This is a genomic window from Halococcus saccharolyticus DSM 5350 (genome assembly GCF_000336915.1).
GTDB lineage: Archaea > Halobacteriota > Halobacteria > Halobacteriales > Halococcaceae > Halococcus > Halococcus saccharolyticus.
Map to the genome: position 1 here is coordinate 131,066 of NZ_AOMD01000025.1, position 12,962 is coordinate 144,027.

General features: G+C 66.2%; 17 protein-coding genes and 1 tRNA gene. 15 read left to right on the forward strand and 3 right to left on the reverse strand.

What is annotated here, in order from left to right; all coding sequences use genetic code 11:
- The first annotated feature begins 121 nt into the window (after window positions 1-121).
- Both C449_RS11115 and C449_RS11120 read left to right on the forward strand, forming a co-directional pair.
- Complete coding sequence (locus tag C449_RS11115; protein ID WP_006078116.1) at window positions 122-730, forward strand: undecaprenyl diphosphate synthase family protein; 609 nt, start codon at window positions 122-124, stop codon at window positions 728-730.
- 117 nt (window positions 731-847) lie between these two features.
- Window positions 848-1,246 carry a hypothetical protein gene (locus C449_RS11120; RefSeq protein WP_006078117.1) on the forward strand — a complete coding sequence of 133 codons (399 nt, stop codon included), beginning with the start codon at window positions 848-850 and terminating at the stop codon, window positions 1,244-1,246.
- 22 nt (window positions 1,247-1,268) lie between these two features.
- Here the strand turns inward: C449_RS11120 and uppS are convergent, their stop codons facing one another.
- Window positions 1,269-2,192, reverse strand: coding sequence for a polyprenyl diphosphate synthase (uppS, locus tag C449_RS11125; protein ID WP_006078118.1), 924 nt, complete (start codon window positions 2,190-2,192; stop codon window positions 1,269-1,271).
- A 132-nt stretch (window positions 2,193-2,324) separates the two neighbouring features.
- Between uppS and C449_RS11130 the strand changes: the two genes are divergently transcribed.
- The 7 genes from C449_RS11130 (at window position 2,325) to C449_RS11160 (ending at window position 7,671) form a co-directional block, all read left to right on the forward strand.
- Entirely contained in the window at window positions 2,325-2,519 is a 195-nt protein-coding gene (locus C449_RS11130; RefSeq protein WP_006078119.1) for a cold-shock protein, read from the forward strand.
- 2 nt (window positions 2,520-2,521) lie between these two features.
- Complete coding sequence (locus C449_RS11135) at window positions 2,522-2,716, forward strand: cold-shock protein (RefSeq protein WP_006078120.1); 195 nt, start codon at window positions 2,522-2,524, stop codon at window positions 2,714-2,716.
- Between the two features lie 194 nt (window positions 2,717-2,910).
- The gene (locus tag C449_RS11140; protein ID WP_006078121.1) at window positions 2,911-3,306 is read left to right on the forward strand and encodes a DUF5778 family protein; all 396 of its coding nucleotides are present in this window, start codon (window positions 2,911-2,913) and stop codon (window positions 3,304-3,306) included.
- A gap of 69 nt (window positions 3,307-3,375) precedes the next feature.
- The gene (ahbB, locus tag C449_RS11145; RefSeq protein ID WP_006078122.1) at window positions 3,376-4,443 is read left to right on the forward strand and encodes a siroheme decarboxylase subunit beta; all 1,068 of its coding nucleotides are present in this window, start codon (window positions 3,376-3,378) and stop codon (window positions 4,441-4,443) included.
- 286 nt (window positions 4,444-4,729) lie between these two features.
- Window positions 4,730-5,440 (forward strand): precorrin-2 dehydrogenase/sirohydrochlorin ferrochelatase family protein, encoded by a 711-nt coding sequence (locus tag C449_RS11150; protein WP_006078123.1) that lies wholly within the window; start codon window positions 4,730-4,732, stop codon window positions 5,438-5,440.
- The gene (gene hemA / locus C449_RS11155; protein WP_006078124.1) at window positions 5,437-6,777 is read left to right on the forward strand and encodes a glutamyl-tRNA reductase; all 1,341 of its coding nucleotides are present in this window, start codon (window positions 5,437-5,439) and stop codon (window positions 6,775-6,777) included. The genes C449_RS11150 and hemA overlap by 4 nt, the downstream gene beginning before the upstream one ends.
- A 381-nt stretch (window positions 6,778-7,158) precedes the next feature.
- Window positions 7,159-7,671: a PH domain-containing protein gene (locus C449_RS11160; protein ID WP_006078125.1), complete on the forward strand. Its 513-nt coding sequence runs from the start codon at window positions 7,159-7,161 to the stop codon at window positions 7,669-7,671.
- Window positions 7,672-7,680: 9 nt separating this feature from the next.
- On the opposite strand, the gene C449_RS11165 is transcribed toward C449_RS11160, so the two are convergent.
- Both C449_RS11165 and C449_RS11170 read right to left on the reverse strand, forming a co-directional pair.
- Complete coding sequence (locus tag C449_RS11165) at window positions 7,681-8,556, reverse strand: homoserine kinase (protein ID WP_006078126.1); 876 nt, start codon at window positions 8,554-8,556, stop codon at window positions 7,681-7,683.
- 137 nt (window positions 8,557-8,693) lie between these two features.
- Window positions 8,694-8,764 (reverse strand) — tRNA-Gly (locus C449_RS11170).
- Window positions 8,765-8,956: 192 nt separating this feature from the next.
- Between C449_RS11170 and C449_RS11175 the strand changes: the two genes are divergently transcribed.
- The 6 genes from C449_RS11175 to C449_RS11200 are packed head-to-tail and all read left to right on the forward strand — an operon-like array spanning window position 8,957 to window position 12,960.
- Window positions 8,957-9,799 carry a putative RNA uridine N3 methyltransferase gene (locus tag C449_RS11175; protein ID WP_006078127.1) on the forward strand — a complete coding sequence of 281 codons (843 nt, stop codon included), beginning with the start codon at window positions 8,957-8,959 and terminating at the stop codon, window positions 9,797-9,799.
- Window positions 9,800-9,815: 16 nt separating this feature from the next.
- Window positions 9,816-10,829, forward strand: coding sequence for a 50S ribosomal protein L3 (locus C449_RS11180; protein WP_006078128.1), 1,014 nt, complete (start codon window positions 9,816-9,818; stop codon window positions 10,827-10,829).
- Entirely contained in the window at window positions 10,830-11,570 is a 741-nt protein-coding gene (rpl4p, locus tag C449_RS11185) for a 50S ribosomal protein L4 (protein WP_006078129.1), read from the forward strand.
- Entirely contained in the window at window positions 11,567-11,818 is a 252-nt protein-coding gene (locus tag C449_RS11190; protein WP_006078130.1) for a 50S ribosomal protein L23, read from the forward strand. Before rpl4p ends, C449_RS11190 begins: the two co-directional genes overlap by 4 nt.
- A 2-nt stretch (window positions 11,819-11,820) precedes the next feature.
- Entirely contained in the window at window positions 11,821-12,534 is a 714-nt protein-coding gene (locus tag C449_RS11195) for a 50S ribosomal protein L2 (protein ID WP_006078131.1), read from the forward strand.
- A 3-nt stretch (window positions 12,535-12,537) separates the two neighbouring features.
- Complete coding sequence (locus C449_RS11200) at window positions 12,538-12,960, forward strand: 30S ribosomal protein S19 (protein ID WP_006078132.1); 423 nt, start codon at window positions 12,538-12,540, stop codon at window positions 12,958-12,960.
- The last annotated feature ends 2 nt before the right edge of the window (window positions 12,961-12,962 follow it).

Genomic DNA, 12,962 nt, shown 5'->3' on the forward strand with positions numbered 1-12,962 from the left:
CGTTTCGCCGATGGCCACTTAACACTCCCGAAGCCCGGAACCGGCAGGTGTGACACGGCGAACCGCCGGTTTCGTCGGCGCGAGCCGTGAGTTTTAGGCGCACCCCGCGAGTAGTCGGCGTGTGGGACTCTACGATCGGTATCTCGCCAGCCGGGTCCGTCGGAACCCGGCCCCGCTGCCCGAGCGGGTCGCGGTGGTCATCGCCGAGCGCGATCTCCTGGAAGACGGAGCCTACCGTACCCTCGAAGACTGTTTCGCGTGGGCGTTCGAGTACGGAGCCGACCGCGTACTGGTGTACGTTAGCGTGCTCGATACCGGCGCTGTGCCCGCCATCCGACGAGTCTTCGAGCGGTGTGACGCACCGCGCGAACTCGCGGTCCGGGGGCCCGACGACGCCGAGCGCGCCGACGCCCCCATCCAGGTCAGTATCGGTCTCGGCGGCAAACACGAGTTCGCGGCGGCAGTACGCGGGGTCGCAACCCAGGTCGAGGCCGGCACGCTCGCACCCGGCGACGTCGACGGCGACGCGATCGAGGAGCGGCTGGTCTTTCCGATCGATCCCGATCTCGTGATCAAGACCGGTGCGGAGCGCCTCTCGGATTTCATGATCTGGCAGTCCGTGTATTCGGAGCTCCACTTCACCGACGTAAACTGGCGAGACTTCCGGAAGCGCGACTATCTGCGGGCTCTCCAGGACTATCAGAACCGACAGCGCCGGTACGGGCAGTAGATCTCGATCGAAAGAAGAGGATCACCGTCGTGGAAACACGTCACGACGCCATTTACAACGACTCAAAGATTGTTCCACACAATACTTATCAGTAAATACATCGAAATTCCAATTGTGATGTCGTTGTCCCACAATCGCGGACGAGACGGTGGTTCGCGGCTCGGCTTCATCGGCAGAGGAGCGGGACTACTCGCGGCCCTCGTTGGACTGCTCGGTGCTGGCTATCTGCTCGTCATATCCGTGATTCCATATCTGTTTGTCGACGGCGCAACGCTCGCCGCCGAGAACGCACCAGTAATGCTTTTCTGGTCGGCTGTCGTCATTGCGCTCTCGCTTGGCGTTGGTTACTGGGCGTGGACAGAACAAGTCTGGCGTGTGTGGGGACTGGCGGTGGCAGTGTCGGTGTTTTCGGTGCTTTCGCTGTTCAGCATTGGCAGCGTGATCGTCCCACTTGCGGTTCTGTCGGTGATCGCCGCCGTTCTGTTGACCGTCGAGCGTCGCACAGCAGTACGATGACTATTCGGTGGTGAGCCGCCAGTCAGTCGGCAGCCGCCGGCTCGCCGTCGTCACGGTCGACCCGTTCGAGTTCGCGACGTGGGAGATACTCGCGGAACCGGTCGACGATGGCGCGCGCGTCGTCGAGTTCCGCACCGCCAACCGCCCGCACCAGCGCCAGTGCACGCCGCGCACGGGTGCGCCGCCACGATTCCTCACGGGACTCGTAGGTCCGGATCGCCCGCAGGAAGTCCTTTTTCGCGAACGCCGGCCAGTAGGGCGTACAGAAAAAGACCGCAGCCTCGTTGCCGTTCGCATGCCACGGGAGGAAGTTCGAGGTGCGTTCGTCCCCACCGGTGCGGATGATGAGGTCGACGTCGCGCGTCGGCCCTTCGTAGAGCCGGCGGTCGATCTCGTCGGCATCGATCTCGTGTGGCGCGAGGTCACCTCCATCGACCGCACGGGCAGCGTCACGGGCCGCTCCCAACAACTCGGCGCGGCCGCCGTACGCGAGCGCGATGTTGAGTTGGAGGGTATCGTACCCACTGGTACGGCTCTCGGCGTACTCGACGGCGTCGCGGAGATGCGCTGGCAGCCGGTCGGTCTCGCCGATCGCCCGAATGCCGACCTCCCGGTCGTGGACGCGCTCGGCGTCGGCGAACTCCCGGAGCTTCTCGTCGAGTAGTGCGAAGAGGTGTTCGTTCTCCTCGGGCGGGCGGTCGAAGTTCTCGGTCGAGAAGGTGTAGAGCGTGAGTTCCTCGACACCGACGTCCGCACACCAATCGAGCACCTGCTCGGTGGTTTTCACGCCAGCCCGGTGGCCATCGGAGGCGTCCTTACCACGCTCGTCGGCGTACCGTCGGTTGCCGTCCTGGATCACGGCGACGTGGGAGGGTGCGCCGTCGACCTCGCGTTCGAGCAGACGTTCGTACGTCCGATCGAGCAAGCGACGCGCGCTGGAAGGCATTACAGTTCGCACTCGCGCGGGTGAAATGAGTCTTATGCCACGTCGCGCTGGCGGTAACGAGGAAGAAGTGAGGAACTGGATGACCGGGATTTGCGCAGGTTTTTATGTCCCCGGTGCGTCGGATCGAGTGCAATGGCGACAGGTACGGTCGATTTCTTCAACGACACGGGCGGTTACGGCTTCATCGACAGCGAGGACTCCGAGGAGGACGTCTTCTTCCACATGGAAGACATCGGCGGCCCCGACCTCGAAGAGGGCCAGGAGGTCGAGTTCGACATCGTGCAGGCGGACAAGGGTCCGCGCGCGGAAAACCTCGAACGGCTGTAATCATGGCGAACGGCACAGTAGACTTCTTCAACGACACGGGCGGGTACGGTTTCATCGACAGCGACGACTCCGAGGAAGACGTGTTCTTCCACATGGAGGACGTCGGCGGCCCCGATCTCGAAGAGGGCCAGGAGGTCGAGTTCGACATCGTGCAGGCGGACAAGGGTCCGCGCGCCGAGAACCTCGAACGGCTGTAACGGCGACCTTCGAACACAATATTTGCTCCCGGCGAGCGGCGGCTCCATCGATCGCTCTCCGGCAGTACACTGTCGATCAGTGATCTCTCGGTCATCGATTCGTCGACGCTCCCGCTATCGGCTGTTCTCCGATGGCGACCGTTCGGACGGCGCTGATCGACAGTGTATATATACGCCGACCGCGAGCCACCCACATGAGCGAATCCATCGACGAGGACCTCTATCGGCGGGCGGCGGCGCTGCTCGAACCCGGCGAGATCGAGCTGAACGGCGTCGTGGTGCATACCGAGTTTTCGAGCGCCGAGGAAAGCCTGCTCCACCAGGCCACGATCGAGATCGGCGAGATCATCGCAGGTCACGCGGACGCGGGCGACACCTACGTCTACTCGGGCACCGACGACCCCGAGTTCGGGCTGAACCAACACCAGGGACTCACGATCGAGGGCGACGAGTTCGTCTGGGAGTGCCAGCAGCTCCTCCGTGAGAGAACCTACGACGTGGTGTTTTACTACGAGGCGAGCGCCGACCACGCGGCGATCCTCGACGAGCTTCGCGACGAGGGGTACACAGTGACCGGCGTCGAAGGATAGCTGGAGAATCCGTGGTATCGAAGACCGGCCGAACGGGGTGTTTATCCCCGATGCGCACCGACAACGACCATGAACGAGGCGGACATCGCAGTCGATCTCGACCGCCGCGATCGCGCGATCCTCAACGCCTTCCAGGGCGGGTTCCCGGTCGTCGAGCGGCCGTTCGAGCCCGCGGCTGCGGCCCTCCGCGAGCGTGGCGTCGACCTTTCGGCCGACGAACTGCTCGACCGGGTACAGCGACTCGACGAAGAGGGCACCCTCTCGCGGTTCGGTGCGCTGATCGACGCCGAGGCGATCGGCGGGACGGCGACCCTCGTGGCGATGCACGCGCCCGAAGACCGATTCGAGGAGGTCGCCGAGACGGTCAACGCCCACCGCGAGGTCGCGCACAACTACGAGCGCGAACATCCCCACCTCAACATGTGGTTCGTCGTGAGCGTCGCTGATGCGGCTCGCGTCGACGAAGTGCTCGCCGAAATCGAGGCCGAAACCGGACAGGAAACCTACAACCTCCCGAAACAACGCGAGTTCCGGGTCGAGGCGAAGTTCCTGCTCGACGGACCGATTTCGACTGGGGATCTCGATCTATCGGACCTCAGCCCTGACGTCGAACCCGCCACCGACGACCGGCTCACGCCCGCCGAACGCGATCTCGTGGTCGAACTCCAGGGCGGGCTGCCGATTACCGCGACGCCCTACCGCGACGTCGCCGAGGCGATCGATGCGGACGTCGAGTGGGTGATCGAGACGATCACACGCTTCGAGCGCGGCGGGAAGATTCGGCGCGTGGGCGTCGTCCCGAACCACTACGCGCTCGGCTACACTGAGAATGGGATGACGGTCTGGAACGTCCCTGACGAGCTCGTCGGCGAAGTCGGACCGGCGATCGCCGACCTCGATTTCGTGACCCACTGCTACGAGCGCCCACGCCACGAGGGCGTCTGGCCGTACAACTTCTTCGCGATGACCCACGGCCGCTCCGAGAGCGAGAGCGAGCGCCGGATCGAACAGGTTAGGGCTCAGATGGATAATTTCTTTGACGTCAACGATGACGACTGGGACACGCTGTTCTCGACGCGCATCCTGAAGAAGACGGGTATCCGGCTGGACGAACGTGCTACAGCGAACACCGAATGAGTATGGCGCGATCGTTCGTGTTCGAGTTCGTCGGGCCGCAAGGACAGCAGAGCAGAAACGTCCACCGTGACGACGGCGAAAGCCCTCGCGGGCTACGCTCCCGGGATTCGCTGCGCTCCTCACCTCGCTCGTTGCACTCGCTCGGTTGCGGTGCTTGCGGCATCCGGGTTTGCGTAGCCCGCTCGCCCTTCCAGTCCACCAGGAGCCGCCATAGCAGACCGCCACGCCAACGGCACCGCAGACCGCGCCGCGCACCGCACCGCGGCAGCGCATCAGGAGGCGCAACATGATCCCACTACTCCACGATTTCTCGGGATCGACGGTACTGGTGTTCGGTGGCGGCTCAGTCGGAGCACGCAAGGTCCGCCGGTTCGCCCGTGAGGCGCGGGTCGTGGTCGTGAGCCCAACGTTCGGCGACCATGATTTCGGCGGTGGAGAGCTGGTTCGCGCCGCCCCCAGCCCCGCAACCGTTCCGGAATGGTTCGAACGGATCGAGCCGGCGCTCGCGGTCGCGGCGACCGACGACGATGCGGTGAACGACGCCGTTGCGCGCGTAGCGCACGATCGCGGCGTTCTTTTGAATCGCGCCGATCGGAGCAGAGGTGGGAACGCCGATGAATCGAACGGCGGGACGACTGACGGGAGGAGCGGTGACAGCGACGGGCATGCGAGGGAAGTCGTCGTACCGGCGACGGTACGGGACGACCCAGTGATGATGGCGGTCGCCACCGGCGGGCGGAGTCCGGCGCTCAGTCGATACCTTCGCGAGCGGTTCGAGGCGGAGTTCGCGGATATGGGGGCGATGGCGAATCTCTCTGGACAGCTCCGCACGGAGCTCCGTGAGCGCGGGGTCGGTCCCTCTCAGCGCCGGGCAGCCATCCGGGCGGTCGTCCGCTCGGATCGGGTTTGGAAGGCTTTAGGTGATCCAAGCGATAACGCGAGGACAGAGGCGGAATCAGTGATCAGCGACGTGCTCTCGTCGACAGGGGCAGAATGACCACGGCCACCGGTGTCATCTCCGGCGTTAGCGTTTCACATCGGCGCGCGAGCGTCGAGACGATCGAGGCTGCCGGCGTCCGTGACGAACGCGCGGCCGTCGAGGCGCTGCTCGACCGTGAGGACGTCTGCGAGGCGTACGTCCTCGAGACGTGCAACCGGGTCGAAGCGTACGTTGTCACCGACGATCGCGATCGCGGACGGGCGATCGTCGGGTCGGTCGTCGAAGGCGTGCCGGACGAAGCGGTGGTCGAACTGGACCACGAGGAGAGCCTTCGTCACCTTATGCGGGTCGCCTGCGGACTCGAATCGATCGTGCTCGGCGAGGACCAGATCCTCGGCCAGCTCCGGGACGCCTACGCGACCGCCCGGGCGGCCGGCGGGATCGGGCGGCTGTTCGAGACGGGGATCGAGAAGGCGCTCCACGTCGGCGAACGTGCGCGGGCCGAGACCCGGATCAACGAGGGCGTGGTCTCGCTCGGGAGTGCTGCCGTCGAACTCGCCACGAGCGAGGCCGACCTCGCGGATGCGACCGCGCTCGTTGTCGGCGCGGGCGAGATGGGATCGCTCGCCGCCACCGCGCTCGCCGAGTCGGTCGACGAGCTCCTGATCGCGAACCGGACGGCAGCGAACGCGGAGCACGTCGCCAGTACCGTCGATGTCGAGGCAAGCGCGCTCACGCTCGATGAGGTGGCGACCGCGGTCAACGCCGCCGACGTCGTGGTTTCGGCGACCGGCAGCCCCGACCCGGTCTTCGAACGGGCGACGTTCGAGGCAGTCGGCGAGACGCTCGTGGTCGATCTCGCCCAGCCGCGCGACGTGCCACCCAGTGCCGACGATCAGCCAAACGTGACGGTGTGTGACCTCGACGCGCTCGAATCCGTCACCGACGAGACCCACGACCGTCGCCGGGAGGCCGCATCGCGGGTCGAGGCGCTGATCGACGACGAGTTCGATCGACTGCTCGCTCGATACAAGCGCCAGCGTGCCGACGAGGTGATCGGGACGATGTACGCGGGCGCGGAGCGGATGAAGGAGCGCGAACTCGCGCACGCGGTTTCGAAGCTCGAAACCGACGGACTGACCGACGACCAGCGCGCCGTCGTCGAGTCGTTCGCGGACACGCTCGTGAACCAGCTGCTCGCCGCTCCGACCCGAAGCTTGCGCGACGCCGCCGAGGACGACGATTGGTCGACGATCAACACCGCGCTCCAGCTGTTCGATCCCACGTTCGACGGCGACACATCGACCGACGAGAACAATCCAGCGGCTGACGAGCCGGCTTCCGAGATGGGACGTGCGTTCGCTGCGGCCGTCTACGACGAACTGGACGACTAAAACCCACTTTTTTACAAGGGGTCCTCGGTCGCGCGCTTCGCGCGCTCCCTCGAACCCCTTCCAAAAACCTGGACTAAAAACACCCGCTCACTCGCTATCGCTCGTTCGCGGCGAACCGCGCTCGCTTCGCTCGCACGGACGATTTTCTCTGCAACCACACAGCACCGCCGAAGCCCTCGGCGTGCGCTCACTTCGTTCGCTGCTCGCTCCCCCCAGTCGCTCGCACGCCTCGCCCTTCATCCACCAGGACCGCTCCCGCACCGCCACCGCGCCGCAGCCACGCGGTGCAAGGCTCGAACTCGTTCGATCGGCGGAGATCACCAGTCGATCGCGCCATCGAGTGCCGGTACATCTATCCGGGACCCGTCAGTACCGGCAGGCATGTCGGCAAACGACGAGGTTCCGGAGTGGGTCACACTCACTGAGGGCGAGGGGGTTCGGTGGGAGGGCCACCCTAGCCTCCGGTTGGTCCTGCCGTCGATCGTGATCGGACTCGTGATCGCGATCGCCGGGGTCGCATTGGTATTCGTCGTCCCCGAACCCTCGCTTCAGTGGCTCCCCCTCGTGGGGGTCCCGATCGGGATCGCGATCATCGGGTGGGCGTACGTCTCACAACGGAGCACCCATTACATCATCACGAGCGAGGAGGTCTACCGCAAGACCGGGATCGTGAACCGCAACGTCGCTCAGGTCAGGCTCGATCGCGTCCAGAACACCACCTACGAACAGTCGATACTCGAACGTCTGTTCTCGTACGGCCACATCACGATCTATACCGCCGGTTCGGACACGATGGATATTTCCTTCAACGGTGTCTCCGATCCCCAGCAGGTCAACCAGGCGCTGACCGAGGCGCTCGACGAGATCGCCGCCGGGGAGCGAAAGGGACTCTGAGCGAAGACATTAGTGGATCGTCGCGCCCTGTCCGACTCGCGTCGGGTACGCGCGCGCGTCGATCCCGCGAGCGGCGAACGCGTCGAGCATCGCGCTCGCAATCTGCCGCCGGTCGTCCGCCCCGCACGCCGCGAGCACGCCCGGTCCCGCACCACTGACGGTGACCCCTGTCGCCCCTGCTTCGAGCGCTGCGGTCCTGACGTCGTCGTACCCGTCGATCAGGTCCGCGCGAGCAGGCGTCACCACCGGATCGTCCATCCCCTCGCCGACGAGTTCCGGATCGCCACGACACATTCCGACCGTGAGCGTCGCAGCCGCACCGACCGTCTCGACCAACTCCTCCATCGTCGCCCTTTCAGGGACGACCCGGCGCGCGTCACGGGTGGAGACCACGATCTCGGGCAGACACGCCACGAGCGGGATCGCGGTGTCGACCTGTGAGATGCCCTCACCTGCCGCGACCGTGAACCCCCCGAGGATCGCGGGTGCGACGTTGTCGGCGTGTGCCGTACCGGAGACGACCGCCTCACCCTCGGCCGCGATCGGGACGAGTTCCTCGCGCGTGCGTCCGCGTGCGTAAAGTTCGTTGAGCGCGACCGCGGCGGCGGCGGCGCTCGCGGCCGACGATCCGAGCCCGGAGGCCGGCCGCACCCCCTTGTCGATCTCGATGTGGGCGGGCGCGTCGAGCGCCTCGGCGACCGCCCCGACAGTGTTCTTCTCGGGGTCCTCGGGAATGTACTGGCTCCCGGTGCCCGTGACTTCGATCGTCGTCCGGTCGGCCCTCGCGACCCGAACGACATCCGCCGGGCGCTCCAGAGCGACGCCGAACACGTCGAACCCGCTGCCGAGGTTGGCGCTCGTCGCGGGGGCCCGGACGGTGAGCATGACCGCGGGTTGTGCGAGGGGGCGCAAAAGGATAGCGGACGCTACCCTCGCCTAGGGATCGTTTGTCGTCGGCTCGCTACCCACACTGCATTTAACGCACCGATTGACGAGCTGCTCGGAGGTGGGTTCGATAGAAGTGCGCTGGCCGAGATTTGAACTCGGGTTGTGACCATGGCAAGGTCACGTGATACCACTACACTACCAGCGCCCTGTGCTCCTTCGTACCCCGGTGAGAGATAAAAACGTTCCGAACCCACCCGACTGTGGCAGTACCCAACGCCGTACAGTCGCTCGAATCGCCTGTGAACGCCACACACTCACCGAGCGAAGCGCTACGTTTTTGTAACCCAATACGGTAGAAGCGCTACAGTCTAGTGGCACGGCGCGAAAGCGTCACGGTATGACAGTCAGCCTGCTCGTGCCGTCGTCCCTTTGCCGGGAGGCCGCCGACAAGCGCGAGGCGACCCACAAGGTCGGTCTCGTTGCCCGCGCGGCCACCGTCTTCCGGGTCGACCGTGTGGTGGTCTTCCCGGATCCCGACGGCGACCGGCGATGGGGTGGCGGGTTCGTTTCGACAGTGATGGAGTACGCCGCGACCGCCCCTTACCTCCGAAAGGAGGCGTGGGGCACGCGGGACGAACTGGAGCAGGTGGGCGTCCTGCCGCCGCTTCGCGCCGTCTCACGGACCGGCTCCGAATCCCAAGGTTCGGGGTCGTCAAGACAGGGAATCGTGACCGAGGTCGGCCCTGATGGACGCGTTCGGGTCAATTGCGGACTGCAACACCCGATCTCGCTGGTCGATCCCACCGACGTGGGACTCGACGAGGGGGAGCGTGTGACCGTCAGGATCTCTTCGCGAGAGCCGGTCCGCGCGCGGATCGTCGACGAGCCCCTTCCGGGGTTCGTCGTCGAGCGCGCGGACCTCTCGGCAGCGCTCGGCCGTGAGGACGCCGGGCTCCGGATCGCCACGTCGCGCCACGGTCAGGCGCTCACGACGGAGCGACTCGGAGTGCTGGCCGGACGGGTCGAAGACGGCATGACTGTCGCCTTCGGCGCGCCCGAGCGAGGGCTGCCGGCGATGCTCGGCATCGACACGGCGTCGGTGGCGAGTGCGGACGAGACCGGGTCGGACCCTGGAGGGTTCGATCGCTGGCTCGACACGGTTCCGAACCAGGGCAGCGAGGTCGTGCGCACCGAGGAAGCGGTGTTCGCCACCCTCGCCTGCCTCACCCTACCGCGATAGCAGGAGGAGAACACATATGGTACAACCAAGCAGACCACGCAAGGGCTCGTTGGGATACGGCCCGCGACAACGCGCGAGTAGCGAAGTCCCGCGCTTCGGCTCGTGGCCCGAGGCTGACGGCCAGCCTGGGCTCCAGGGCTTTGCCGGCTACAAGGCCGGCATGAGCCACGTCGTGATGATCGACGACGCGGCCAACTCCCCGCGCGAAGGCATGGAACAGACAGTACCCGTGACGGTGGTCGAGACGCCACCGATGCGGGCGGTCGCGCTCCGGGCGTACGAGGACACGCCCTACGGACTGCGGCCGTTGACCGAGACGTGGACCGACGAGTTCCACGCGGACCTCGACCGCGCGCTCGACGTCCCCGACGGCGAGGCCGACCCGGATGCGTTCCGGGAGGCCATCAGTGAGGCCGATATCGGCGACATCCGCGCGATCACCCACACGGTACCGGGCGAGATGGCGAACGTCCCGAAGAAACGCCCGGACGTGATGGAGACCCGGATCGGCGGCGGCTCGCTCGACGATCGGGTCGAGTTCGGGCTCGAGCTCATCACCGGCGGCGGCGAACACAACCTGACCGAAGTGTTCCGCCCCGGCGAGTACATGGACGCCGCCGGCGTCACGAAGGGCAAGGGCACCCAGGGCCCCGTCAAGCGCTGGGGCGTCCAGAAACGGAAGGGCAAACACTTCCGCCAGGGCTACCGCCGACGGATCGGCAACCTCGGCCCGTGGAACCCCTCGAGGGTTCGCTCGACTGTCCCCCAGCAGGGCCAGACGGGCTACCACCAGCGAACCGAGCTCAACAAACGCCTCGTCGACGCCGGCGACGGCGACGAACCCTCGGTCGACGGCGGGTTCGTCAACTACGGCGAGATCGACGGGCCGTACGCGCTCGTGAAGGGGTCGCTTCCCGGTCCGGACCAGCGGCTTCTCCGGTTCCGGCCGGCGATCAGACCCGGTGACCAACCGCGCCTCGATCCCGAGGTCCGGTACGTCTCGACGGCATCGAACCAGGGGCAAGGATAAATGAACGCAACAGTCTACGACACCGACGGCGGCGAGGCGGGCGAGGTCGACCTCCCCGCGGTCTTCGAGACGCCGTACCGGCCCGACCTGATCGGCGATGCGGTGCGCGCCGCACAGGCGAACCGCACCCAGGCCACCGGTGCCGACGACTACGCCGGGATGCGGACACCCGCCGAGTCACAGGGCAGCGGTCGCGGCATGGCCCACGTTCCCCGATCGAACGGTCAGGGCCGCCGCGTTCCCCAGACCGTGGGCGGCCGGAAGGCCCACCCGCCGAAAGAAGAGAAGGACAGCTCGAAGAGCATCAACACGAAGGAGCGAAAACTCGCCACCCGGAGCGCGATCGCCGCGACGGCCGACGCCGAACGGGTGGTCGACCGTGGCCACGACTTCGACGATCTCGAGCTCCCGCTCGTGGTGAGTGACGAGTTCGAGGACCTCGTGAAGACCCAAGAGGTCGTCTCCCTGCTCGAATCGCTCGGCGTCCACGACGACATCGAGCGTGCCGAGGACAAACGCGTCCGCGCGGGTCGCGGGACGACGCGTGGCCGGAAGTACAAGCGGCCGTCGTCGATCCTGTTCGTCACGAGCGACGAACCATCGCGCGCGGCGCGAAACCTCGCGGGAGCGGACGTCGCTACCGCGCGGGAGGTCAACACCGAGGACCTCGCGCCGGGCGCACAGGGTGGCCGGCTGACGATCTGGACCGAGAGCGCCATCGAGGAGGTGGCGGACCGATGAGTTCGATCCGCTACCCACACGTCACCGAGAAGGCGATGAACGAGATGGACTACCGGAACAAGCTCCAGTTCATCGTTGCGCTCGACGCGACGAAGCCGGAGATCGCCGAGGAGATCGAGGAGCGCTTCGACGTCTCGATCGTCGACGTCACAACGCAAGTGACGCCGAACGGCGAGAAGAAAGCCACCGTCAAACTCAGCGAGGACGACGATGCGGACGAAGTCGCCTCGCGCATCGGGGTGTTCTGAACATGGGACGACGAATCCAGGGCCAGCGCCGGGGTCGGGGCGGACCGACGTTCCGCGCGCCATCCCATCGATACAAGGCAGAGCTCTCGCACCGATCGACCGAGGATAACGACCTGATCTCGGGGACGGTCGTCGACATCGAGCACGACCCCGCCCGGAGCGCACCCGTGGCGGCGGTCGAGTTCGAGGACGGCGACCAGCGCCTCGTGCTCGCGCCGGAAGGCATCGGCGTCGGCGAGGAACTTCAGGTCGGTGTCTCGGCCGAGATCAAGCCGGGTAACACGCTCCCGCTCGCCGAGATCCCCGAAGGGGTCCCGGTGTGTAACGTCGAGAGTCAGCCGGGCGACGGCGGGAAGTTCGCCCGCGCATCGGGCGTGAACGCCCAACTCATCACCCACGACCGCCAGGTGGCGGTCGTCGAACTGCCGAGCGACGAGGTGAAGCGCCTCGACCCGCAGTGTCGCGCCACGATCGGCGTGGTCGCGGGCGGCGGACGAACGGAGAAGCCGTTCGTGAAGGCAGGCAACAAGCACCACAAGATGCGTGCGCGCGGGACGAAGTACCCGCGGGTGCGTGGCGTCGCGATGAACGCCATCGACCACCCGTTCGGCGGTGGCGGTCGCCAGCACCCCGGGAAACCGAAAAGCGTCTCGCGCGACGCGCCGCCCGGCCGGAAGGTCGGCGACATCGCCAGCAAGCGGACCGGGAGGAAGTGACTCATGAGTTCGGACTACAGAACCGGTCGCGAGGGCGAGTTCACCTACCGCGGCCACACAGTGGAGGAGCTACAGTCAATGGACCGAGAGGCGGTCGCGGAGCTGCTGCCCGCACGCCTGCGCCGCACCATCGAGCGCGGCCTCTCGGTCGAACAGGAACAGCTGATCGAGGAGGCCAAGGAAAGCGGCAGCGAGGAGACCGCTAACGATCCGATCAGAACGCACCTGCGCGACATGCCGGTGCTGCCCGCGTTCGTCGACAAGACGTTCGCGGTCCACAACGGCCAGGAGTTCGAGCGGGTCCGTGTCGAGCCAGAGATGCTCGGCCATTACTTGGGCGAGTTCCAGCTCACCCGGACCTCGGTCGAACACGGCCAGGCGGGGATCGGCGCGACACGCTCCTCGAAGTTCGTGCCGCTCAAATGATG